The following is a 22,775-nucleotide window of genomic DNA, read 5'->3' as shown; positions in this document are numbered from 1 at the left end:
CATGCCGATTCTGCAAGCCTCCGTATCGCGGCGCGGCGCGCGTCTGCTGCTGGCCGCGGGTCTGGCCGTGTCGGCCGGCGCCGCCGCGCAAACCCCGCCGCCCGCACCCATGACGGCCCCGGCGGCCGATACCGCCCGCGCCCAGCTGGTGGCCGCGCGGCGCGCGGTGATTTCCAGCAGCCTGTCCGGCAAGATCGAAACCCTGCCGTTCCGGGAAGGCGACCGGTTCAAGAAGGGCGACGTGCTCGTCGCCTACGACTGCGCCCTGAACCGCGCCCGGCTGGAACGCGCCGTGCTGGCCGAATCGGCCGCGCGCAAGAAGCAGGCGGTCGCCGAACAACTGGAGGCGCTGCGCTCCATCAGCCGTTCCGACGTCGAGCAGGCACGCGCGGCCGTCGCCGTGGCCCGCGCCGAGAGCAGCGCCGAAAGGGTGCTCGTGGACCGCTGCGCCATTGCCGCGCCGTTCGCCGGCCGGGTCGGCGAAACCTATGCGCGCGCCGCGGAAAGCGTGGCCGAAGGCGAGAAGCTCGTCAGCATCTACGACGACTCCGCCTTCGAACTGGAAGCCATCGTGCCGTCGCGCTGGCTGGCCTGGCTCAAGCCCGGTTCGCCGCTGCGCGTGACCGTCGATGAAACGGGCCGCACGTACGAAGCCTCGGTCTCGCACATCGCGGGCGCTGTGGACCCGGTCAGCCAGTCGGTCAAGATCATCGGCCGCCTCGCTGACGCGCAGAACACCGCCGCCGAACTGCTGCCCGGCATGAGCGGCAGCGTCCGCGTCGACCTTCCCGCCTCGGGAACACCGTGACGGACACCGCTACACGAGAGAACCTGCTGGCCGCGCTGCTCCAGCTGGAAAAGCACGCGCGCGCCTGCGCGGACACGCAGGCGCTGGCGTTCCTGATGGTCAACGACACGCATGCGCTGGCGCCATACCGGCAGGCGGCGCTGTGGCTGCCGGGCGCCGGTGGCGACGGGGTCATTTCCGCGCTGTCGGGCCTGGCGGTGCCGGACCCCAACGCACCCTATACCGTGTGGCTGGCCGGCCTGCTGGCCAGCCGCGCGCGCGAGGGCGCAAGCGGTCCCTTTGCCCCGACGCCCGACGAGCACCCGATGTGGGCGGAGCATCTGCCAGGCCACGGCCTGTTGCTGCGCCTGCCCCAGGGCGACGCAAAGCGAGGCGACGGCCTGCTTGCCTTATGGCGCGATACGCCGTGGACGGGTGCGCAGATCGCCGTGCTGGGTCTGCTGGCGGACGCCTACGCCCACGCCTGGCGCGCGCTGGCGCCCACGCAGCGCACGGGCCGCGCGGCCACCTGGTGGGGCCGCCTGCGCCATGGCGACCGCCGCACGCGCTGGTGGCTGGCGCTGGGCGCGGCGGTCATCGGGCTGATGTTCATGCCGGTTCGCCAATCGGTGCTAGCCCCGGCCGAAGTCGTGGCGCGAGCGCCCATGGCCGTGCGCGCGCCGCTGCAGGGCGTGGTCGACCAGATCGCCGTCACACCCAACCAGCCTGTCGAGAAAGGACAACTGCTGGCCGCGCTGGACGTGCGCGATCTGGAAGGGCGTCTGGAGAGCGCACGCCAGGCGCTGGCAGTCGCGGACGCCGAACTGCGGCAGAACCAGCAGCAGGCGCTGGTCGATGACCGCAGCAAGGCCACGCTGGCGCTCGCACAAGGCAAGCGCGCACAGGCCGCGAGCGACCTGGACTTCTATGCCAAGGCGGTGGCGCGCACACAGCTACGCGCCGAGCGTGACGGCATCGTGCTGTTCGATGACCCGGCCGACTGGATCGGCAAGCCCGTGGCGCTGGGCGAACGCATCATGATGGTGGCCGACCCCGCGGACGTCGAACTGGAAATCCACCTGCCCGTGGGCGACGCGATTGCGCTGCCGGCCGAGGCGCCGATCCGGCTCTTTCTGAACACCGCGCCGGCCGATCCCTTGTCCGCCACGCTGTTGCGGGTGGGCTACCGCGCCGCGCCCACCGCCGAAGGCGCCATGGCTTATCGCGTGCGCGCCCGCCTGGACGACGAGGCACTCGCCACGCAGCCGCGCGTCGGCCTGAAAGGCACCGCCAAGCTGTACGGCGAATCCACGCCGCTCTACGGCTACCTGCTGCGCAAACCCCTGGCGACGCTGCGCGTATGGCTGGGACTGTAAGCGGCGCGCTGCCCGCGCTGCGCGAAGAGCTGCTGCTGCATCGCGCGCCGCCCAACCACGACGGCTCGCCGGCGTGGACGCTGGAGGACCCGGGCCGTGGCTTGTTCTTCCAGATCGGCTGGGCGGAAGCCGAGATGCTGGCGCGCTGGCGCCTGGGCAGCGCCGACGCAATCGCAAATGCGGCGGCCGGCGAAACCACGCTGGACCTTAGCGCGGACGACGTCGAGGACTTTGCCAAGTTCCTGCAGGCCAACAGCCTCGTGCAACTGCGCGGCCCGGACGCCATCGCCCGCTACGCCAAGGAGGCCAACGCGCGCCGCAGCAGCCACTGGCTCAAAAGCCTGATGCACCAGTACCTGTTCTTTCGCATTCCGCTGGTGCGGCCCGACGCGTTCCTGACGCGCACGCTGCCCGCCGTGCGGCGCCTGTTTCTGTCGCGCGCCTTCCTGCGGCTGACGGTGGCTGCGGGCGTGCTTGGACTTTTTCTCGCGGCGCGCCAGTGGGACCAGTTTCTCCACACGTTCCTGCATTTCTTCACGCTGGAAGGCGCGCTGGCCGCCGCCGTCACGCTGGGCGCGGCCAAGGTGCTGCATGAACTTGGCCACGCGTACGCGGCCAAGCATCACGGCTGCCGGGTCGCCACCATGGGCGTGGCGTTCATGGTGATGTGGCCGGTGCTGTACACCGACAGTTCGGGCGCGTGGCGGCTGTCCAGCCGCCGCAAACGCATGTCCATCGGCGCCGCGGGCATGCTGGCCGAAACCGCGCTGGCCGCGTGGGCCACGCTGGCCTGGAGCTTCCTGCCCGATGGCGTGCTGCGCAGCGCGGCGTTCACGCTGGCCACGACCACCTGGCTGCTGACGCTGGCCGTCAACCTCAATCCGCTGATGCGCTTTGACGGGTACTTTCTCCTGACCGACGCCCTGAACGTGCCCAACCTGCAGAACCGATCCTTCGCGCTGGCGCGATGGAAATTGCGCGAGTGGCTGTTCGGGCTGGGCGATGCGCGGCCCGAAGTCTTCGCGCCGTGGCGCGAGCGCACGCTTATCACCTACGCCTTCTGTGTCTGGATCTACCGCTTCTTTCTGTTCCTGGGCATCGCCCTGCTGGTGTATCACATGGCTTTCAAAATATTGGGCATCGTGCTGTTCGCCATCGAGATCGTGGCGTTCGTGCTGAAGCCCATCTACACCGAACTTCGCGCCTGGCGCGAGCGCCTGACAAGCCGACCTGGCGGCGGCTGGAACCGGCGCAGCCGCATCACCGCGGGCATAGCGCTCATCGGCGTGCTGGCCGCCGTCGTGCCGTGGCGCACGCGCATCGAGGCCCCCGCCCTGATGCACGCCGCGCAGCAGGCCCGCATCGTCGCACCCGCCGGCGCCCGCATTCAGCGCATCGACGTACACGCTGGACAGGCGGTCAGCGCCGGCGCGACGCTGTTCGTGCTGGACGCGCCCGACATGACCCACGAGATCGCTTCGCTGACGCGCCGCATCCAGGTGCTGCAATGGCAGCAGTCATTCCAGGCCATGACCCGCGACACCGCCGCCGCCGTGCCCGTTGCCGCCGGTGAACTGCTGGCGGCACGCGAACGCCTCGAAGTGCTGTCGCGCCAACGCCAGCAGCTCACGATCCGCGCGCCGTTCGACGGCATCGTCGCGGAACTGGCCGAGCCTCTCGCGGCAGGAGAATGGATCGCCGAAGGCGAATGGCTGGCGTCGCTGGCCGACCCGTCAGAGGCGGTCGTGCAAGCCTATGCGTCCGAAGAGGATCTGCACCGGCTGCGGACCGGCGGGCACGCGCGCTTTCTGTCCGAAGATCCCGGCGAGGCCGCCGTCGCGCTGGTCGTGTCCGACATCGCCGCCACCGCCACGCGGCGTCTGGCCGCCGCGCCCGAACTCAGCTCCACGCATGGCGGCGCCGTGCCCGCCATGCAGGCGCCGCGCGGCGAGGCCCGGCCCGACCCCGAGTCGCAGGGCCTCGTGCCGGAACGCGCGGTGTATCGCGTGATCCTGCGGCCTGCGGATGCGTCCAACGCCGCCATGCCGCGCCTGCAAGCCATGCGCGGCACGGCCGTCATTGAAGGCGATGCCGAAAGCCTGCTGCTGCGCGCATGGCGGCGCGGCGCGGCGTTGCTGGTGCGCGAAACCGGCTTTTGAAGCGGCACATTTCTTAAGCATCTTTAACGTGTCATTCGGCAAGCCCCGGGGAATAATAAGACTCATCATCATCCATCACCGATGGATCGCCTTCACCCATCACCCACACCGACGATGACCACCGAAACCCTCGAACGTCCCTCGCTGTCGCAGCGCCTGAAGCACGAAACCGCGGCGCAGCACGAACGCATGCACCGGCTCATGGAGCGCGGCGCACCGTTCGCCAGCCGCGACGCCTATGCCCGCTTCGTCGCCGCGCAATACCTCTTCCAGCGCGACGTCGAATTCCTGTTCCAGGACGACGCCGTCAAGCAGGCGGTGCCTGACCTGGAAGCACGCGGCCGCGAAGACGCCTCGCTCGCCGACCTGCGCGACCTGGGCGCAGCCGCCCCCGAAGACGGCATCGCCAGCATTGGCGTGACCATGCCCGAAGCACTGGGCTGGCTGTACGTGTCCGAAGGCTCGACCCTGGGCGCCGCCTTCCTGTTCAAGCAGGCGCAATCCGACCTGGGTCTGTCGGCCGACTTCGGCGCGCGCAACCTTGCCGCCTACCCCGATGGCCGCGCCACCGTGTGGCGCCGCTTTGTGGCCTCGCTGGACAGCGACACGCTCGACCCCGCGACGCACGACGCCGTCATCGCAGGCGCCAACGCGGCCTATGACCGTTTCGGCGCATTGCTCGAACGGCACTTCGAACTCGGCGCATGACGCCTCGCAAACCGTGGGTGCGGGCGCTGTATCTGGCGCTCGCCGTCATCAGCATCGCGCTTGCCGTCGCCGGCGTCTTCATCCCCGGCCTGCCCAGCACCGAGTTCGTCCTGCTGGCCTCCTGGGCCGCCGCACGCAGCTCGCCGCGTTTGCATCGCTGGCTGCATGAGCACCGCTGGTTCGGCCCGATGCTGCACAACTGGCACAACGGCCGCATGGTCACGCGCCGCGCCAAGGTCATGGCCACGGTGTCGATGACGGTCTGTATGGTCGTGATGACACGCACCATTCCCCATCCGTGGGTCGTCTGGCCGTTGTGCCTGACGATGGTGGCGGTGCTGGTGTGGATATGGCAACGGCCCGAGCCGACTCAGCGCGCGCTCGCCACCAAGCCCAACGGCAACCCAAGCGCCGCCCGGCGCGACAACCACGCGCTGGGGCGATAGCGCGGTTCCTGATAGCGCGCGTTCAGCCGATCGAGGATCCGCAGAATGGTGCCCGCCCCCAGCGCGTCACCTAACGCGAATGGCCCTTGCGGATAGCCCAGCGCCAACGTCACCGTCTGGTCGATGTCCTGCGGCGTGGCAATCCCTTGCTGCGCCATGGCGCAGGCATTGTTGACGATGGTCGCCGCAATGCGCTGCGCGATGAAACCCGGGCTGTCCTGAATGCATGTCACCGCCGCGCCGTCCTCTTGCAGGATCGCGCGCGCCTGGTCCCGCATGGTGGCGGACGTCACGGGCGTCAGCATGATCGTGCAGCGCGTGCGGGTGAACAGCGGGTCGACGGCAACCACGCGGCGCGCGTCCAGGTCCAGGCGCACGCACGCTGCGGTGGCGTCATCGCCCACGGGCAGAACCAGACAAAGCGCCGCGTCGGACGGCATTCCCGCGGTCTCCAGCGTGGCGCCGCCCGCTACCACACGCGCCGCCAGCGTGGCGCGGAAAGGAAGCTCGGACGGCGCGATCCACACGGGAATGCGCCGGTCCACCGCCACGGCCGCGCCGCCGCCGTCCTCCGGCTCCACGCGTTTTCCGTCTTCGTCGTACCGGTAAAACCCCTGACCCGTCTTGCGTCCCAGCACGCCGCCCGCCAGGCGCTGCCGCGTGATGATCGACGGCTGATGCCGCGCCTCGTCGAACCACTGGCGATAGATCGATTCACCGGCCGGATGCGACACATCCAGTCCGGTCAGGTCGAACAGTTCAAACGGCCCCATGCGAAAGCCGCACGCATCGCGCAGGATCGCGTCGATGCCGGCGAAATCGCAGATCTGCTCGCCCGCAATGCGCAAGGCCTCGGGCTGATAGCCACGGCTGGCATGGTTGGCAATGAAGCCCGGCGTATCGCGCGCCACCACCGGCGTGTGGCCGAGGCGGCGCGTGAACGCCGTCAGCGCATCCGCCAGACCGGGTGCGCTGCGCAAGCCCGGTATGACCTCGGCCAGTTTCATGCGCGGCACGGGGCTGAAAAAGTGCAGGCCGCCCACCCGCTCGGGCACCGCGCATCCGCTGGCCACCTCGGTGACCAGCAGCGACGACGTATTGGTGGCCAGCACGCACTGCGGCCCGACGACCGCTTCCAGCTCGCGGAACAGCGCCTGCTTGGCAGGCAGCGACTCGACAATGGCCTCGATCACCAGCTCGCAGTCGCGCAGATCCTGCAGCGCATCCGCGGCGATCAGACGCGCATCGGCGCCTTCCGCCTGCTCCCGGGGAATCTTGCCGCGCGCGGCCAGCGTCGCCAGCGACGCCAGGATGTCCTGCCGCGCCTGACTGGCGGCGCCGGCGCGCGTGTCGTGCAGGCGCACCACGTATCCCGCCTGCGCCGCCACTTGCGCAATGCCGCGGCCCATCAGGCCCGCGCCCACCACACCGACCATCACGCCTGGCCGGTCCAGGTCGGGAAGACCCGTCGTCGATTCGCTACCCATATGCCTCAGTCCAGTTTGATGTTTGCGTCTTGAATGACCTTCTTCCAGCGTGCCGTCTCGTCGGCCACGAAGGTGCCGAATTCGGCCGGCGTGGAGGGAGTGACGATGTAGCCCAGCGGTTCAACCGTCTTGGGAAAATCGGCGCCCTTGAGCACGTCGTTCAGCGCGCTGTTCAGCTTGTCGATCACGGGCTGGGGCGTGCCGGCTGGCGCCACCAGGCCGTACCAGCCGGACACCTGGAAGCCGGGCAGGCCAGCCTCGGAGATGGTCGGCACCTCCGGCGCCAGCGACAGGCGGTCCTTGCTGGCAAAGCCCAGCACGCGCACGCGGCCGCTCTGCACCATGTTGAGCGAATGCGGGCCATCGAAGAGCCCGGAGACTTCACCGCCCAGCGCGGCGGTCTGGGCCGGGCCGCCCCCCTTGTAGGGCACGTGCAGCAGGTCGATGCCGGCGCTGGTCGCAAAGAGCTCGATGGCCAGATGCGTGGTGTTGCCGTTGCCCGAGGAAGCCAGGGTCACCTTGCCCGGATTGGCCTTCGCGTAGGCAATCAGCTCGCCCACCGTCTTGGCCGGAAACTGCGAATTGACGTAGAGCGCCATCGGCAGGTCGGCGATCTTGCCGACCGGCGCGAAATCCTTCGCGGTGTTGTACGGCAGGCTCTTGTACAGGCTGGGATTGATGGCATGCGCCGCCAGCACCAGCCCGACGGTGTAGCCGTCCGGATTGGCGCGCGCCACGGCCTGCGTGCCGATGCTGGAACCGGCGCCGGGGCGGTTCTCCACCACGACCGGCACGCCCAGCTTCTTGCCCAGCATGACGGAAAGCGGACGCGCGACGACGTCTGCCGACCCGCCGGGCGGATAGCCCACGATGAGCTGGATGGGACGCTCGGGGTACTCGGCGTGCGCCGTGGCCGATACGGCGGCCAAACCCAACGTCATCGCGGCAAGAACGCCGCCCGTCTTGAACTTGTGCAACAGGGTCATGATGTCTCCTTCACTCGTTTTTATTGCGCGCGATGCGCGTCAGGGTTCGATAAACGTCACTTCGTCGGCGTAGGCCAGCGGCGCGCCGGTGGCCGCCTGCAGCGCTTCGCGCGTCAAGCCGCGCAACATGCGGCGCACGACGAAGCCGCGCGCCGGATCGATGTCGATGACCGCCAGGTCCGTGTAGATCACATCGGCCACGCCGGGGCCTGTCAGCGGCAGCGTGCACGCGCTGACCAGCTTGGAATTGCCGTCGCGGTCGCAGTGCTGCATGGCGACCGCGACGCGGCGCGCGCCGGCCACCAGATCCATCGCGCCGCCGATGCCGGGCACGTCGCCGGGCAGCCCAAGCGACCAGCTCGCCAGATCGCCGTTGGGCGCCACCTGAAAGCCGCCGAGAATAGTGAGGTCCAGATGTCCCCCGCGCATCATGGCGAACGACGTGGCCTGGTCGCAGATCGAGGAGCCCGGCAGCAGTTGCACGGATACCTTGCTGGCGTTGATCAGGTCCGGGTCGGGCGTCTCGCCTTCGCGCAGGCCGCGCAGGCCGAGGATGCCGTTCTCGCTGTGCAGAATGATCTCTTTATCCGGCGCGATGCAGCCCGCCACCAGCGTCGGGATGCCGATGCCGACATTGACATAGCTGCCGTCGGGAATGTCGTCCGCGACAATTTGCGCCACGCGCTGGCGGGAGAGGGGTTTAACCGTCATGGCGTGCCTCCAGGCGTACGACGCTTTGAACGAAGATGCCGGGCGTATGCACGGCGTCGGCGGCGAGTGCGCCCAGCGGCACGATCTCGTTGACCTCGGCAATGGTGTGACGCGCGGCCATCGCCATGACCGGCCCGAAACCGCGCGCGGCCAGGCGATAGGTCAGGTTGCCCCAGCGGTCCGCCTGATCGCCCTTGAGCAGCGCGAAGTCGGCGGGCAACGGGTTCTCCAGCACGTATCCCACGCCTTCGTAGATGCGCTGCTCCTTGCCGTCGGCCACGGGAGTGCCGTAGGACGTGGGCGTGAAGAACGGACCCAGCCCGGCGCCCGCCGCCCGCATGCGTTCCAGCAGCGTGCCCTGCGGCACGACTTCCAGTTCGATCTTGCCCGCGCGGTACAGCGCGGTGAACACGTCCGATCCCGACGACTTCGGATACGAGCAGATCACCTTGCGCACGAGGCCCGCGGACAGCAGCGCCGCCAGCCCGTAGTCGCCCGTGCCGGCGTTGTTACTCACGATGGTCAGGTTGCGCGGCCCCGCGTCCTTCAACGCGTGCAGCAGCGCGCAAGGCAGACCCGAGTCGCCGAAGCCGGCCACCATCACGGTGGCCCCGTCGCCGATCACACTGACCGCCTCTTGCAGCGAGGGAGATATCTTGTCGATCATGAACTCAGCCCGCGGCGCGCGACACGCCGCAGGACTCCAGGTTGGATGAATGGAATCAGAGCGCGGCCGCGGTGCCCAGCACGGCGGTGGACTGGCTGGACAAGGTGGCGCCGTTGCCGTGGACCAGCGCGATGTCGGCGGACCGCTGACGCGCCCCGGCCTGGCCGCGCAACTGCGCCACCGCCTCCAGCACCAGGAACACTCCGTACATGCCAGGATGGCCGAACGACAGCCCGCCCCCGTTGGTGTTGACCGGCAGCGAGCCGCCCGGACCGATGCGGCCGCCTTCGACGAACCGGCCGCCTTCGCCCTTGGGGCAGAACCCCAGGTCTTCCAGGAACAGCAGGACATTGATGGTGAACGCGTCGTACAGGCAGACGAGATCGACGTCCGGCACCTGCACGCCGGCCTGCGCCAGCGCCCGCGGTCCCGAGCGCGAGGCCGCCGTGACGGTCAGGTCCTGCATCGAGGAGATCTGGCGGTGCCAGACTTCGGTGGCGTTGCCCAATACGTAGACGGGCGGCTGCGCCAGATCGCGCGCGCGGTCCGACCGCACCAGCACGAACGCCCCCGCGCCATCGGTCAGCAGGCAGCAGTCGCGCACCGTCAGCGGATCGCACACCGGCCTTGCGGCCAGCACCTGATCCAGACTGAGCGGGTCGCGCGACCAGGCATCGGGATTGAGCTGCGCCCACTCGCGCGCCGACACGGCCACCTGCGCCAGCTGTTCGCGCGTCGTGCCGTATTCGTGCATGTGGCGCGCGGCGGCCAGCGCGTAGGCGGTGATGGGCTGCAGCGGCTCATAGGGCGCCTCGAAAGGCTGCGGATCGAGTGCCGCGCGCATCTTGCCAACGGCAGCGCGATTCATCGAGCCCGAACGCTGCGTGCTGCCATAGCAGACCAGCACCGCGTTGCACTCGCCGGAAATCAGCGCGTGGACCGCGGGCGCCAGATGCGCGATGAAGCTCGAGCCGCCCAGCATGGTGCTGTCGATGAACGTGGGCTTGATGCCCAGATACTCGGCCACCGGCATCGCCCACATCGTCGCCGACGCGCTGCACGTGCAGAGGCCGTCGATATCGCTCATGCGCAGCCCGGCGTCCGCCACGGCGCGCGCGCTCGCCTGCGCCAGGATTTCCATCTCGGTGTAGCCGGCGGCATTGCCCAGGCCCGCGTGGCCGATGCCGGCGATCGCGGCCGCGCCGCGAAATGCGTTGTCTTTCATGCTTGCTCGTCCAGGCTGAACACGACGCGGTTGGCGTCGCCATGGGCGCGCACCACGGCGCGCACGGCGTCGCCGATGCGGGGCCGGGTGGCAGGTGCGTCTTCGACGCGGCTCATCATGCGAAAGCCTTCTTCCAGATCGACGAGGCACACGTTGTAGTCGCCGCCCGCCTCGGGCGAACGCCGGACCGTGGTGGTCGAGTAAATGACACCCCGGCCGCTCGGCTCGAACCAGTCGAAGTCCGCGCCGCCGCACTGCGGGCAGATCTGGCGCGGATAGAAAACCGCCCCGCCGCAACCGCCACAGCGCGGCACGCGCCACACGCCCTGCGCCAGCGAATTGAAGTACGTCTGCTCCACGCCGCCCGGCGCGTCCGTCTTGTCCACGGTGCTCATGCGCGGGCCTCCTGATGGGGATAGCCCAGCGCGCGCGAGCGGGCGCATGCCTGGTCGGCCAGCGCGGGCGCCTGGCCCAGATAGTTGGCGGGGTCGGTGATGCGCGCCAGCGCCTCGCGGTCGAAATGCTTGCAGACCTCGGGCGAATCCAGCAACGCTTCGGCCAAGCTGCATCCGCGTCCCAGCGCCGCGCGGCAGGCGTCGTAGACGATGTGATGCGCGTTATGCCGGCCCAGCGCGGGCGCCAGTTCCATCATGACGGCCTCGGCCACGATCAGGCCGTGCGTCAGGCCCAGGTTGGCGCCCATGCGTTCCACGTCCACGCTCAGCCCGCCCAGCGCGAATCTGGCCTGGTGCAGCGCGCCAGCCGTCAGGATGAAACTTTGCGGGATGGCAATCCATTCCGCATGCCACGGCCCCGTCGCGCGCTCGAAGTCCTGCACCGCGGCATCCAGCATCAGGCCGGCGTGCTGACGCACGGCCTTGGCGGCGGCGAGCATGAGTTCGCTGGAGATGGGATTGCACTTCTGCGGCATCGTGCTGCTGGCGCCGCGGCCCTTCACGAAGGGTTCGCGCAGCTCGCCGAATTCCGTGGACGCCATGATCATCACGTCGGTGGCCACCTTGCCCAACGAACTGGCGATCAGCGCCAGCAGGTTCACCACCTCGGCCAGCGCGTCGCGCGCAACGTGCCAGGTCGTGGCCGGAACGCCCAGGCCCAGTTCCTTGGCCAGCTCACGCTGCACCGCCAGGCCATGTTCGCCCATGGAAGCCAGGGTGCCCGCCGCCCCTGCAAGCTGCACGCACAGCACGCGCTCGCGCAGTTGCGACAAGCGTTCCTGATGCCGGTCGAACATCGACAGCCAGACGCCCGCCTTGTAGCCGAACGTGATGGGCAGGGCATGCTGCAGGTGCGTGCGCCCGGCCATCGGCGTGGCGCGGTGACGCTCGGCCAGCCCCGCCAGCACTTCGCGCACCTCGGACAGGTCACGTTCGATCACGTCCAGGCCGGCGCGCACCTGCAGCACGATGCCGGTATCCATGATGTCTTGCGTGGTCGCGCCCCAGTGCAGATATCCGCCCGCCTCGCCGCATTGCGTGGCAAGCTGCTCGACCAGCGGGAGGATGGGGTAGCCGACGATGTCGGTCTGCTGACCGAGTGAAAGCAGGTCCAGGTCAGCCGGCTTGACGCGGGCGGCGATCTGTTCGGCCGCCTCGGCGGGAATCAGCCCGAGCCGGGCCTGGGCGCGAGCCAAGGCGACCTCGACCTCGACATAGCGCGCAAGCGTCGCCTGATCGGAGAAAATCTCGCGGGCTTCGGCGGTGCCGAACGCGTCGCGAAAGAGAACGGAGTCCAAAACGGTGGTGGCCCCGCCCAGCAAAGAAACTGGCATGCTAACCTCGCTGAAACCACGAACATATCAATATGTTCGAACATATTGGAAGTCTAGGGATGCTTGGCGGACCGGGATATCGGGGTATACCCGCAGGTGCTTTGGAAAAGATTAGGAGCAATCCATGACACGGATGACAGCGGCGCGCCTGACGGCGGCGCTCAGCGAGGCGATCGTCGCGGGCCATCACAAGGTCGGCGACCTGCTGCCCACTGAGCTGGAATTGGCGGCGCAGTACGACACCAGCCGGCACACCGTGCGGCTGGCGCTGCAGGAACTGCAGCAACTGGGTTTGGTATCGCGCCGCAAGAACGTCGGCACGCGCGTCGAGTCGGCTCGTCCCGCGGCCAACTACAAGCAGGCGCTGACCTCAATAGAAGGCGTGGTGCAGTTCGGCAAGGCGCACATGCGCGAGGTCATCGACGTCGCCGACGAGGTGGCCGACCTGACGCTGGCGCAGACGCTGGGCTGTGCGGGCGGCACGCGCTGGCTGCGCATCTCCAGCCTGCGCCGCAACCGCGACGATGTGGCAAATCCGATTGGCTGGACGGATGCGTACCTGGACCCGGCCTATCGCGAGATTGTTCCGCGCGTGCGTGACAACCCGCAGGAACTGATCAGCAGCCTGATCGAGGCGAACTACGGCGTGAACATTGTGCAGATCCGCCAGGACATCGAGGCAGTGGCACTGCCGGCGCGCGTGGCCGGCCCCTTGAACGCCGAGGCGGGCTCGCCCGCGCTACGCATCCTGCGCAGCTACATCGACACGACGCGGCAAACCATCGAGATCAGCGTGACGTATCACCCCGCCAGCCGTTTCCGGCTGACGATGTCGCTGGACCGGCATACGGACTGAAGCAAAAAAGGTAGGCCACGCACCGTCACGGTGGCCTACCAAGGCCGACATCGTTGCAGCCTGCTCATTGCAGGCCACTCATTGCAGCCCTCTCGTTGCAGCCTGCTTACTTCGGCATCAGCACGGTGTCGATGACGTGGATGACGCCGTTGTCCGCCACCACGTCGGTCTTCACGACCTTCGCGTTATCCACCATGACCGTCCCGCCGTTGACCGTCACCGTCAGCGGGCTGCCTTGAACGGTTTTGACCTGGCCCGCCTTCACGTCCTTGGCCATCACCTTGCCCGGCACGACGTGATAGGTCAGGACCTTGGTCAGCGCCGCCTTGTCCTTCAGCAACGCATCGAGCTTGTCCTTCGGCACCTTGGCAAAGGCCTCATCGGTCGGCGCAAAGACGGTGAACGGACCGGGGCCCTTCAGCGTATCCACCAAGCCGGCGGCCTGCACGGCGGTCACCAGGGTGTTGAACGACCCCGCGGATTTGGCGGTGTCGACGATGTCGGCGGCCTGCGCGGTGCCCAGCGCCAGGGTGAGCGAAATTCCTGCCAGAAGACGTTTCATGATTGACTCCTTGTCCCGTGAATATCCGCAAGAAGCGGGGTTTGCACAAAGCGGCGTTGACACGGAAAGTGAACCGCTTGAGGTGAAAATTTACGCATCAGATGGCTTCTCGTCCACGTTTTGAACCGCTATTATCAAAACATATCGGTTCAATCTCGGGTCATTGAAAACCATGGAATCCAAGCAATCGGACGACGGCCGCGTCACCTACCGCAGCGGCGTCGCAGCGCGTCTGGCGGGGCTCTCGCCCGAGACCCTGCGCGTCTGGGAACGCCGCTACGACCTGTCGGGCGCCGAACGCTCCGCGCGCGGCCAGCGGTTGTATTCCGCCGAACAGGTCCGCCGGCTCAGCCTGCTCAAGCAACTGGTCGATCAGGGCCACGCCATCGGCGTGCTCGCGCCCATGTCCGTGGATCAGCTGCAGGAACTGGCCGGCGCCGCCGCGCGCCAGCCCAAGGCGCAGGGGCCGCTAAGACTGGGCGTGGTCGGCGCCAACCTGGCGCGGCGCATCGCCGGCAGCGGGCGCGATGGACTGGACGTGATCGTCCAGCACAGCTGGCCCCACCTCGAACAGGTCGCACTCGCACCGCAGGATGCCCGCGTCGAGGTGCTGGTAATCGAACAGTCCGAGCTGCACGAGAGCGCCTTGCCGCTGATCGTGGCCGCCGCGCAGGCATGCGGCGAAGCCGCCGTCGTGGTGCTTTACCGGTTCTGCGCCAGCGCGACGATCCGCGCGTTGCGTGCGCACGGCTGCCTGGCGGCACGCGTTCCGGCGGACACCGGCGAGCTGCTGCAGTTGTGCCGTTCGGCGCTGGCGGGCGAGCGGCTGCCCACCGCGCCGCAGCCGCCGACGCTGGAGCTGCGCTTTGACGAGCCGGCGCTCTTGACCATCATGGCGTCCGGCAGCGGCCTAGCCTGCGAATGCCCGAAGCACCTGGCCGACCTGTTGCTGATGGTGGGAAGCTTTGAACGCTACAGCGTCCAGTGCGCGTCCCGCAACGAAGACGACGCGCAACTGCACAGCGACCTGGGCCGCGCCGCGGGACAGGCGCGCGCCATTCTGGAAGTCGCGATGGAACGGCTGGCCAGAGCGGAAGGGCTGCCGTTGCCGGCCGGTATGCCGAAGACGGAAGCCCAAAAGAAAACGCGCTGAGGGCGGCCGCAAGACCCTGCCCTCAGCGCGTGGCGTATTCAAAGGACAAGCCGGATTCATGCCCGTTGCCGTTCTGGCATCGGCATGAACCGGCCCCGCACCATGCGGCTTAGAAGCGCGTCATCAGTTTGAACATGCCCGACTGCTGACGGTTGCCGCCGCCAAACTGCGCGTCGTACGCCACACCAGCCGTCGTGTTGCGCGTGATCGCCACTTCGGCGCCCAAGCCCAGCACGGCCGCATTCTGCGCGATCGGCACGCCCGACACCGTGAACGTGCTGCCGCCCTCGAAAGCCAGCTTTTGCGTGGGTTTGACATCGCCCATCGCATGGCGCCAGCCCACCGTGGCCGTCAGGCGGCCCGGCGCGCTGTCGGTGCCGATCAGCATGGCGCCGCGCAGGCCCAGCGTGGTGCTCGTCACGTCGTCGTTGCTGCCTTCGCCACGCAGGGCCGCACTGCCGCCCGTCTCCTGGAAGTCGCGCGTGCGGACCTGGTTCCATGCCACGCCGGCAAAGGGTTCGATGGCGTAGGCGTCGCCCAGCGGCAGCTTGTAGCCCAGTTCCGTGAACACCTGCGTCGAGGACGCGTTATAGGACGACTCGAGGCGCTGGTTCAGGCTGCCCGCCGCCACGTTGCGCTTGGAATCGATCTCGTGCCAGGTGTAGGCCGCGCCCACCATGAAGCGCACATGTCCCGGACCGGCTTCGAAGTTCTTGCCGCCGAAGACCGTTGCCGTGTAGCTGTCCACGCTCATGCGCGACGACACGTCGGAGATCGAGTTGTGGCTGCCGGTGTAACCGACCGCGCCGCCCAGGCGCCAACCGCCGCCCACGTCGCCGTCACCGCCGACAAAGAGACCGCCCGCGGACTGATGCACGGTGGACGCATTGCCGTCGCCGCCGAAGGTGCTCCAGTTGCCGAAGGCCTGCGCCCAGATCGGCGACGCGCCGCTTTGCGGCAGCGCGTCGGACGACGAAGCGCCCAATTGCGCGGTCGGCCGGCCAGCGCGCATCGGCGCATCCAGATTGCCGCGCAGATGCGACAGCGGCAACGAGGTCACCGCGTCACCCTGGCCTTGCAACACGCTGCCGGTGCTGGCGTACGCTTCGCCGGACAGTTGCTTCAAGGCCGCGCGCGCCTGCTCGGGCGACATGGCCAGCACAGCCGCCGTCACCTGGCTCGCGCCCGTCGTCTTGCCTGCGCCGTTGCCGCTGGCGATCAGCGACGAGTCGGCGCCGGGCGCGGCGGGTTGCGTGACGACCGGCGCGGATTCGCTGCCGGTGCCGGCCGTTGCCGAACCATTGCCCGTCGTTGCGGAACCGTTGTCCGTCGATGCCGAGCCTTCGCCCGCCGGTGCGGAACCATTGCCGGCAGATGCCGAACCATTACCCGCCGAGGCGGAGCCATTGCCTGCGGAAGCCGAACCGTTGCCCGTGGAGCCCGATCCATTGCCCGCGGGCGCCGAACCATTACCGCTCGCAGGCGGCGCTTCCTGATCCAGCGCACCGCCCACGTTCGTTTCGTTCTCCGAACCGCCCACGCTGCCGATCGGCACGTCATTGCGCGAGAGCGTCATGAACGCGTTCTTCGCGTCATAGCTGAGCGACGGGGTCAGGAACGCGTAGTTGCTCGACACGCCCGTGAAACGACCTTGAATGCCGCCGTCCGCCGTCAGGATGTTGTACGTCGTGCGCGGCGCGTAGTTGCCATTGGGACCCACGTGCGCGACCGTGCCGTCCAGCGTTGCCACGCCGGTCACGTGGATGCGGTCGCTCAGCGTGCTGGTCGGATCGGCGTGCACGCGATAGATCGTGTCCTGGCCGAAGTTGAGGTTGCCGTTCACCGTCAGCGTGCCCATCGGCGTGCCGTCGTTACCCGGCGAAATCACCGCCGTGGGGTACAGGGTCGTGCTGCCCACCTGGCCGATACCTGCCAGCACCACCTCGCGGCCGATATCCATCGGGCCGTTCAGCTTGCCGTTGATCTCCAGTGCGCCATCGGCGATGAAGATGGGACCGGTCAGGTTGCTGCTGTCGCCGTTCAGGATGATGGAGCCGACGCCGGTCTTCACAAAACCTTCCGTGCCTTGCAGCGGGTTGTCGATGATGTCGACGAACCTGCCGGCCGCATACGTGCCGTCGCCCACGACGATCACGGGCGGGTTGCCGCCGGTGCCCGCCAGCGTGATCGGCGCGCCTTGCAGGCGATACCGGTCCGTGGCGAACTGCAGGCCCGACACGCGCACCGGACCGGCGCTGCCGTCCACGGTGACCGTACCCGCCGCGCCCGTGAAGATCGCGTAGCCGCCGCTGGGCAGGGCGCCGGTGGCGTTGGTCGGGCTGCTCCAGTTGCCGCTCGCCGCGGTCCACGTGCCGCTGCCGCCACCCGCGTTGGCCGCCGAGGCCACGCCGTTGCCGTTCCACAGGTTGGTCGTGCTGGGGCCCAGGACCAGGTTGATGTGCTTGTCGCCGGTCAGCGTCTGGATCGTCGCGGCCGGCACCGAGTCGCCGGAGACCGTGCCCAGTGTCAGGCCGCTGCCGCTCAACGTGCCGCCGTACGACATGATGCGGTAAAAGCCCGCGTTGACCCCGTGCGTGCTGACCTTCACGTTCAACGTCGCGTTGTTCAGGGCAACGTTGCCGCCCACGGTGATGTTGTCGCCCGTGCCGGGTTGCGTGATGGGCAGTCCGGCATAGCCGGTTTCAAAATCAAAGACGCCGTTGTTGATCGACAGGTTGCCATTCACCACGAGATTGCCGTTGGAAACGCCGGTGGGCGTGTCCACCCAATAACCCGGCGCAACGCGAGAATTTCCCGTCACGTTCAAATCGCCACCGATCGACCCGAAACCCGCCACCGTGCCGTTCGACATGGCATTGACGTTGCCGCCGATCGCCACGCCCGCACCGCCGCCATTACCGCCGATAACCGCCGTGCCGCCGTTGACATCAATGCCGCCGGGAAAGTTGGCCGACCCGTCAAACACCTGCGTATTGCCCGACCCGATGGTCAAGTCCGCAGCGGTGACGTTCCCCACATAGGTCGCGCTCAAGGCGAGCGTCGCCGTCAGCCACTTTTTTGTGCCGTATGCCAAAACTTCAATCCTCCGGATTAATCGAGCTTCCTTTCACACATTACCGATATGTTTAAAAAGTATCGGCAAGTAATAATGCAGCCGGCGTGAATTTAGGGTCAGCTCTCGAAAAAAGGAGGCACTGTATAACGGTTCTTTTTACGTCCCCGTTAATAAACGGGGTTATATCCCGTTAATTATCAAAATAGGTCTACGGCATACGACCGATATTCGTAGGCGAGTGTGCACACGGGTTATCCGAAGTATTTATTTTTTGATTGCGGATACCATCTCAAAGCCCTATCAGGGGGCTTTTGGATACCATCCCTCGCCCGGCAAACGTGGTTTGGCGGCGCGCAATTTGCACGGAAACGGGTCACAAAATGACACGACTGATGCAGCAGCCATCAACTTCGTGATTAATTGAACGGACGGCGCGCGCCCTCAGGCCAGCAGGCGTTTCACCCGGCTGATTAACACCGCGAATGCGGAAGCCTCATGGATCTTCAACGCTTTCGCACCGCAACGCGGACACTGCGTGGCAATGTCGCGCCCCGCTATCAGCACGTCACTGACCGGCGCGGACGTCTTGGACCAATTGCATTGAGGACAGGCCTGAGTAAACGGCTTGGTGCGGACGGGCATATGCGGTATTCAAAAATTTGATGGAGCAGGCATTTCGAAAAAGTCGGCTTAGCGTTAACGGCAGGACTGCGACATCTCTTAAGACGTTGCGCCGCGTGAATCCCGCAGCACAAGCTTCCACCACGTCTGATCCGGCACTTTGCCCGCCGCGCCTCGCGCCGTCGCCAGCCGCTCCACCGACCGCTTCAATCCGCCATTGCGCTGTGCAAGCTGGCGTATCCGCTGCAACTCGTCCCGGCTTTGGGCCGCCAGCAGGTAGGCGCGCAACGCGTCAAACGGTGGCTTGGTTTTCCCGCCGGAATCTGGCGTGTCCATGCTCTTTCCCCCCTCAGGCGGGCGAGGCGCCGGCCATCGCCCCAGGCAGCGGAAACGTCACGTTCAGGCACACGCCACGTCCGTCGGCGCCATCCGCCACGGTGACGCGCGCATGGTGCGAGCGGGCGATTCTTGCCACCAGGGCCAACCCGAGCCCGCTGCCGTGGCTTGGCGCGCCCGGACCGCGGTAGAACGGGTCAAAGATCCGCTCGCGCAGCAGCGGAGTGATTCCGGGGCCGTTGTCCGATACCACCAACGTAACGCTGTCCGCCGCCCACTGCAACGCCACCCTGATCTCGCTGCCGTCGCCGCTGTACCGGCCGGCGTTGTCCAGCAGATTGCGCACCAGGATGCCCAGCGCATCGACCTGACCCAGGATCTGGCCCGGAACGGCATCCACGGTGAGCTGCTGGCCGCGATGGACGAACGAGCCCTGCATGTCCCGCAGGACGAAGCCCACCACCGCAGCAAGGTTCACCGGCTCAAGCAGGATGTCGTTCCTGTCGGTGCGCGCCAGGTCCAGCAACTGCTCAACGATCCGCGCGCTGCGGCGCGTCGTCTCGGCGATCTTCTGCATCAGCATCTTCGCCTTCACGGGATCGTTGACGCGATACGCCGTGTCCGCGTAGACGGCCAGCACCGCCAGCGGCGTGCGCAGCTCGTGGGCAGCGTCGCCGATGAATCGCCGCTCGTTCTCGATAAGCGTCACCACCCGCCGCTGGCGCTCGTTGATGGCCCGTATCAAGGGCCCCACTTCGGCGGGCACGGTCAGCTCGTCAACGGTCACGCCGTCGGTCACGCTGGCCTGCGCAATGTCCTTGCCCGCACGGCCCAGCTTGCGCGTCGAGCGGCAGACCACGAACATCGTGACGCTGCCGATCCCAGCAAACATCAGCAGCGTGATGATCGAGCCCAACTCAAACCGGTCGGCCAGCCCCGCATAGAACGCGCGTGTCGGCGTCGCGGCAACGATCTCGAAGCGGGCCGTCTCGTCCAGTCCCGCATAGACGCGCCAGGTGTCGCCGCCAAAGTCGACGCACGAGAACCCGATGGAATTGGCCTGCGCCATCCGCGTCCGGGGCGCGTCCGTCGACGCCAGCACCAGCCGATTCGTCACGCGGTCCCACACCTGGATCTCGGTCTTGCCGATGGACTGGCGCAACAGGAAGGCGGGCACCGGCAGGTCCCGGCGGATGTCCTGCGTCACCGGCACCATCGCCAGAAAGAACGCGACGCTGTCGACCACCGCGTTCAGCTCGTGATCGCGCGCCCCGGACTCGGTCCGCGTCAGGCTGTTCCAATACAGGCCAAACTGCACCAGCCACGACACCAGCAGCGCGCTGAAGATGCCCAGCAGAATCTGCGCGCGCATCGAATTCGTGACCCGCCGCATCAGCCGCCATCCCGGGCCAGGCGATAGCCTTGGCCGTGCACGTTTTCGATGGCGTCCTTGCCCAGCTTTCGCCGCAGGGCGTGGATGAACACGGCGATCGTATTGCTCTCGCCGGGGCGGCCGGCGCCGTAAAGATGCGCGCGCAGCTCTTCCGTGGACACGAGCCGGTCTGGGTGCCTCACCAGCATCTCCAGCGTGCGGAACTCCTGCTCCGACAGTCGGGTCGGCACATCGTCGACGAAGGCCTCGCGGCGCCCCGGGTCCAGCTTCACGTGACGCCAGGCCAGCACCTTGTCGCCCGACGCGCCGCTGCGCCGGAGCAACGCGCGCATGCGTGCAAAGAGTTCCGTGGGCTCAAACGGCTTGATGACGTAATCGTCAGCGCCCAGATCCAGTCCCTTGATACGGTCGCTCAAGGCATCCCGCGCGGTGATCAGGATCACCGGCACCGCGTCACCGCGCCGGCGCACAAAGCGCAGCACGTCCAGGCCCGACCCGCGATGCAGGCCGATATCGAGCAGCACGATCGTGAAGGCATGTTCCAGGAGCAGCACCTTGGCGGCGTCGGCTTCCGGCACCAGCGTCACCGCAAAGTCCAGTTCCTCCAGGGCCAGCGTCAATGCGTCCGCGAACATCGCGTCGTCCTCAACCAACAGCACCCGCATATCCGTGATCCCCTCTGTGGGCCTTGGCAGCCTCTGCGCGGCGCGGCGTGCTTGCCGCGCGTGCCGCATCATAAAAGGTCAGCCGCCGGCTCAAGCGTGGGCAGGCGCGGCCAGCGCCAGCGGCTCGTAGCGCGCACCCGGATGCGCCGCCACGGAGCGCCGCTCCGTCTTGAAGCGCGCCACCGCCTGCAGCAGCTCCTTCGCCTGCGTGGCCATCGCCCCAGCCGCCGCCGCCGATTCCTCGACCAGCGCCGCGTTCTGCTGCGTCATCGTGTCCATCTGCGACACCGCCACGTTCACCTGTTCGATGCCGCTGGTCTGCTCCGCCGAGGCCGAGGCGATTTCCACCGTCACCTCTTTCAGCCTGGCCACCGCGTCCAGCACCTTCTGCATCTGCTCGCCCGCCGTGGCCGCCAGCGCCTCGCCGCCTTGCACGGCGCGCTTGGAGTTCTCGATCAAGCCCTTGATCTCCTTGGCCGCCGTCGCGCTGCGTTGCGCCAGCGCGCGCACTTCAGTGGCCACCACCGCGAAGCCGCGGCCCTGTTCGCCGGCCCGCGCGGCCTCCACCGCCGCATTCAGCGCAAGAATGTTCGTCTGGAACGCGATGCTGTCGATCACCGACACGATCTCGCCGACGCGCTCCGCATCGGTCGAGATCGCGCCGATCGCGTCCACCACCTGGCCCACCACGCGCCCCGCCTCAACCGTGAGCTGGCTGCAATCCACGGCGAGACTGCTGCCGCTGGCTGCGTTGTCCTGGTTCATCCGCACGGTCGAGGTCATTTCCTCGATGCTGGCGGCCGTTTCCTCCAGCGACGCGGCCTGTTCCTCGGTGCGTTGGGACAGGTCCGCATTGCCCTCGGCAATCTGGGCGGACGCCGTCGAGATGGACTCCGCCGCGCTGACGATGGTGCCCACTGTCGTCGCCAACTGCATGCGCATCGTCTCCAGCGAATACATCAGGCTCGACCGATCGCTTCCGTCCAGCGTGAGCGCCGTCGTGAGGTCGCCGCTGGCAATGGCGCCGGCCAGCTTCTGCGCATCGGCGGGCTCGCCGCCAAGCTGACGGAGGATGCTGCGCGTGACCAGCCACGCCGACAGCACACCGGCCAGCACGGCGATCGCCATGATCACGATGATCGCGTTGCGCAGACGTGCCGATGTCTGCGCGGCCTGCCCGGCCGATTCGTCGCTGAGTTTGGATTCCAGGTTGGCAAGCGCCATCAGTTGATCGAGCCAGGCGTCCTGCTTGGGGCGCAACTCTTCACGCAGGATCCTGGCGGCTTCCTGCGTATTGTTCTGCCGCCCCGCTTCGAGGGCGCGCATATAGATGGGCGAGGCTTCCTGCTGCGCACGCTGCGCGGCGGCCAGCAGGTCGGTTTCGGCGGGCAGCGTGCCTTGATCTTCGGCAAACATCTTTGCAAGCTGTTCGCTGGCTTGGCGATAGTGCGCCGCCATGTCTTCCGATCGGGTGATCTCATTCGCCACGGCTTGCGGGTCCGCGTACAGCACGATGTTGCGCACCACGATGGCCCGGCCCTGCACCAGCTCGCGCATCTGCAACGCCAGCTTCAACTGCTGGTTGTTCACGTTCACGATGTCGGACATCGACTTGTCCAGCGTCCGCACGGCGTACAGGGACAGGCCCCCAAGCACCACCAACGCCAGGACAAGGAAGAGAAAACCGATAGCGAGGCGGGACCTCACTTTCATGGCTGCAAGATTCATCATTCGCCTTTGTTGTGATGACAACCGGCTCATGACTATTCGCG

The 22,775-nt window shown here is 67.5% G+C and carries 21 protein-coding genes; 8 read left to right on the top strand and 13 right to left on the bottom strand.

Annotated elements, in window-relative coordinates; all coding sequences use genetic code 11:
• The first annotated feature begins 1 nt into the window (after nucleotide 1).
• From AC6LJW_RS00965 to AC6LJW_RS00945, 5 genes are all read left to right on the top strand, one after another.
• Entirely contained in the window at nucleotides 2-808 is an 807-nt protein-coding gene (locus AC6LJW_RS00965; RefSeq protein WP_056565344.1) for an efflux RND transporter periplasmic adaptor subunit, read from the top strand.
• Nucleotides 805-2,163, top strand: coding sequence for an efflux RND transporter periplasmic adaptor subunit (locus AC6LJW_RS00960; RefSeq protein ID WP_498086212.1), 1,359 nt, complete (start codon nucleotides 805-807; stop codon nucleotides 2,161-2,163). Before AC6LJW_RS00965 ends, AC6LJW_RS00960 begins: the two co-directional genes overlap by 4 nt.
• Nucleotides 2,148-4,322, top strand: coding sequence for an efflux RND transporter periplasmic adaptor subunit (locus AC6LJW_RS00955; RefSeq protein ID WP_498086211.1), 2,175 nt, complete (start codon nucleotides 2,148-2,150; stop codon nucleotides 4,320-4,322). The genes AC6LJW_RS00960 and AC6LJW_RS00955 overlap by 16 nt, the downstream gene beginning before the upstream one ends.
• Nucleotides 4,323-4,436: 114 nt before the next feature.
• On the top strand, nucleotides 4,437-5,030 hold the full coding sequence (locus tag AC6LJW_RS00950; protein WP_056565353.1) for a biliverdin-producing heme oxygenase: 594 nt from the start codon (nucleotides 4,437-4,439) through the stop codon (nucleotides 5,028-5,030).
• Nucleotides 5,027-5,476, top strand: coding sequence for a YbaN family protein (locus tag AC6LJW_RS00945; protein WP_498086210.1), 450 nt, complete (start codon nucleotides 5,027-5,029; stop codon nucleotides 5,474-5,476). The genes AC6LJW_RS00950 and AC6LJW_RS00945 overlap by 4 nt, the downstream gene beginning before the upstream one ends.
• Here the strand turns inward: AC6LJW_RS00945 and AC6LJW_RS00940 are convergent.
• Genes AC6LJW_RS00940 through AC6LJW_RS00910 form a run of 7 tightly spaced genes read right to left on the bottom strand, consistent with a single transcriptional unit; the run spans nucleotide 5,401 to nucleotide 12,341 of the window.
• Nucleotides 5,401-6,963 (bottom strand): 3-hydroxyacyl-CoA dehydrogenase, encoded by a 1,563-nt coding sequence (locus AC6LJW_RS00940; RefSeq protein ID WP_498086209.1) that lies wholly within the window; start codon nucleotides 6,961-6,963, stop codon nucleotides 5,401-5,403. The genes AC6LJW_RS00945 and AC6LJW_RS00940 overlap by 76 nt on opposite strands.
• A gap of 5 nt (nucleotides 6,964-6,968) precedes the next feature.
• Nucleotides 6,969-7,949, bottom strand: coding sequence for a Bug family tripartite tricarboxylate transporter substrate binding protein (locus tag AC6LJW_RS00935; RefSeq protein ID WP_427986645.1), 981 nt, complete (start codon nucleotides 7,947-7,949; stop codon nucleotides 6,969-6,971).
• Between the two features lie 39 nt (nucleotides 7,950-7,988).
• Entirely contained in the window at nucleotides 7,989-8,660 is a 672-nt protein-coding gene (locus AC6LJW_RS00930) for a 3-oxoacid CoA-transferase subunit B (protein WP_498086208.1), read from the bottom strand.
• Nucleotides 8,650-9,327 (bottom strand): 3-oxoacid CoA-transferase subunit A, encoded by a 678-nt coding sequence (locus AC6LJW_RS00925; RefSeq protein WP_175123831.1) that lies wholly within the window; start codon nucleotides 9,325-9,327, stop codon nucleotides 8,650-8,652. The genes AC6LJW_RS00930 and AC6LJW_RS00925 overlap by 11 nt, the downstream gene beginning before the upstream one ends.
• A gap of 55 nt (nucleotides 9,328-9,382) precedes the next feature.
• The gene (locus AC6LJW_RS00920; protein ID WP_427986643.1) at nucleotides 9,383-10,552 is read right to left on the bottom strand and encodes a thiolase family protein; all 1,170 of its coding nucleotides are present in this window, start codon (nucleotides 10,550-10,552) and stop codon (nucleotides 9,383-9,385) included.
• A complete protein-coding gene (locus AC6LJW_RS00915; protein WP_427986642.1) occupies nucleotides 10,549-10,947 on the bottom strand; it encodes a Zn-ribbon domain-containing OB-fold protein in 399 nt (132 codons plus the stop codon). Before AC6LJW_RS00915 ends, AC6LJW_RS00920 begins: the two co-directional genes overlap by 4 nt.
• Complete coding sequence (locus AC6LJW_RS00910) at nucleotides 10,944-12,341, bottom strand: class-II fumarase/aspartase family protein (protein WP_498086207.1); 1,398 nt, start codon at nucleotides 12,339-12,341, stop codon at nucleotides 10,944-10,946. Before AC6LJW_RS00910 ends, AC6LJW_RS00915 begins: the two co-directional genes overlap by 4 nt.
• Nucleotides 12,342-12,465: 124 nt before the next feature.
• Here AC6LJW_RS00910 and AC6LJW_RS00905 point away from each other — a divergent pair, with 124 nt between their 5' ends.
• Nucleotides 12,466-13,197, top strand: coding sequence for a GntR family transcriptional regulator (locus AC6LJW_RS00905; protein ID WP_498086206.1), 732 nt, complete (start codon nucleotides 12,466-12,468; stop codon nucleotides 13,195-13,197).
• Between the two features lie 106 nt (nucleotides 13,198-13,303).
• Here the strand turns inward: AC6LJW_RS00905 and AC6LJW_RS00900 are convergent, their stop codons facing one another.
• The gene (locus AC6LJW_RS00900) at nucleotides 13,304-13,759 is read right to left on the bottom strand and encodes a fasciclin domain-containing protein (protein WP_056565359.1); all 456 of its coding nucleotides are present in this window, start codon (nucleotides 13,757-13,759) and stop codon (nucleotides 13,304-13,306) included.
• On the opposite strand from AC6LJW_RS00900, the gene AC6LJW_RS00895 reads away from it, so the two are divergent.
• Nucleotides 13,758-13,883: a hypothetical protein gene (locus tag AC6LJW_RS00895; protein ID WP_498086205.1), complete on the top strand. Its 126-nt coding sequence runs from the start codon at nucleotides 13,758-13,760 to the stop codon at nucleotides 13,881-13,883. The two genes, AC6LJW_RS00900 and AC6LJW_RS00895, sit on opposite strands and share 2 nt — an antisense overlap.
• 48 nt (nucleotides 13,884-13,931) lie before the next feature.
• On the top strand, nucleotides 13,932-14,912 hold the full coding sequence (locus AC6LJW_RS00890) for a MerR family transcriptional regulator (protein ID WP_498086204.1): 981 nt from the start codon (nucleotides 13,932-13,934) through the stop codon (nucleotides 14,910-14,912).
• 109 nt (nucleotides 14,913-15,021) lie between these two features.
• Here the strand turns inward: AC6LJW_RS00890 and AC6LJW_RS00885 are convergent, their stop codons facing one another.
• The 5 genes from AC6LJW_RS00885 to AC6LJW_RS00865 all read right to left on the bottom strand — a co-directional run bounded on the left by AC6LJW_RS00885 (nucleotide 15,022) and on the right by AC6LJW_RS00865 (nucleotide 22,716).
• The gene (locus AC6LJW_RS00885; protein WP_498086203.1) at nucleotides 15,022-18,006 is read right to left on the bottom strand and encodes an autotransporter family protein; all 2,985 of its coding nucleotides are present in this window, start codon (nucleotides 18,004-18,006) and stop codon (nucleotides 15,022-15,024) included.
• 702 nt (nucleotides 18,007-18,708) lie between these two features.
• The gene (locus tag AC6LJW_RS00880; protein ID WP_056565367.1) at nucleotides 18,709-18,945 is read right to left on the bottom strand and encodes a hypothetical protein; all 237 of its coding nucleotides are present in this window, start codon (nucleotides 18,943-18,945) and stop codon (nucleotides 18,709-18,711) included.
• A 13-nt stretch (nucleotides 18,946-18,958) separates the two neighbouring features.
• Complete coding sequence (locus tag AC6LJW_RS00875) at nucleotides 18,959-20,317, bottom strand: sensor histidine kinase (RefSeq protein WP_162253559.1); 1,359 nt, start codon at nucleotides 20,315-20,317, stop codon at nucleotides 18,959-18,961.
• A gap of 20 nt (nucleotides 20,318-20,337) precedes the next feature.
• Nucleotides 20,338-21,003 (bottom strand): response regulator transcription factor, encoded by a 666-nt coding sequence (locus tag AC6LJW_RS00870; protein WP_498086202.1) that lies wholly within the window; start codon nucleotides 21,001-21,003, stop codon nucleotides 20,338-20,340.
• Nucleotides 21,004-21,093: 90 nt separating this feature from the next.
• Complete coding sequence (locus AC6LJW_RS00865; RefSeq protein WP_498086201.1) at nucleotides 21,094-22,716, bottom strand: methyl-accepting chemotaxis protein; 1,623 nt, start codon at nucleotides 22,714-22,716, stop codon at nucleotides 21,094-21,096.
• Nucleotides 22,717-22,775: the final 59 nt, after the last annotated feature.

The sequence above is a fragment of the Achromobacter sp. 1012554356 genome (genome assembly GCF_059760815.1).
The sequence above is the reverse complement of the archived record's forward strand: the minus strand, read 5'-3'. Positions and strand labels throughout refer to the sequence as shown.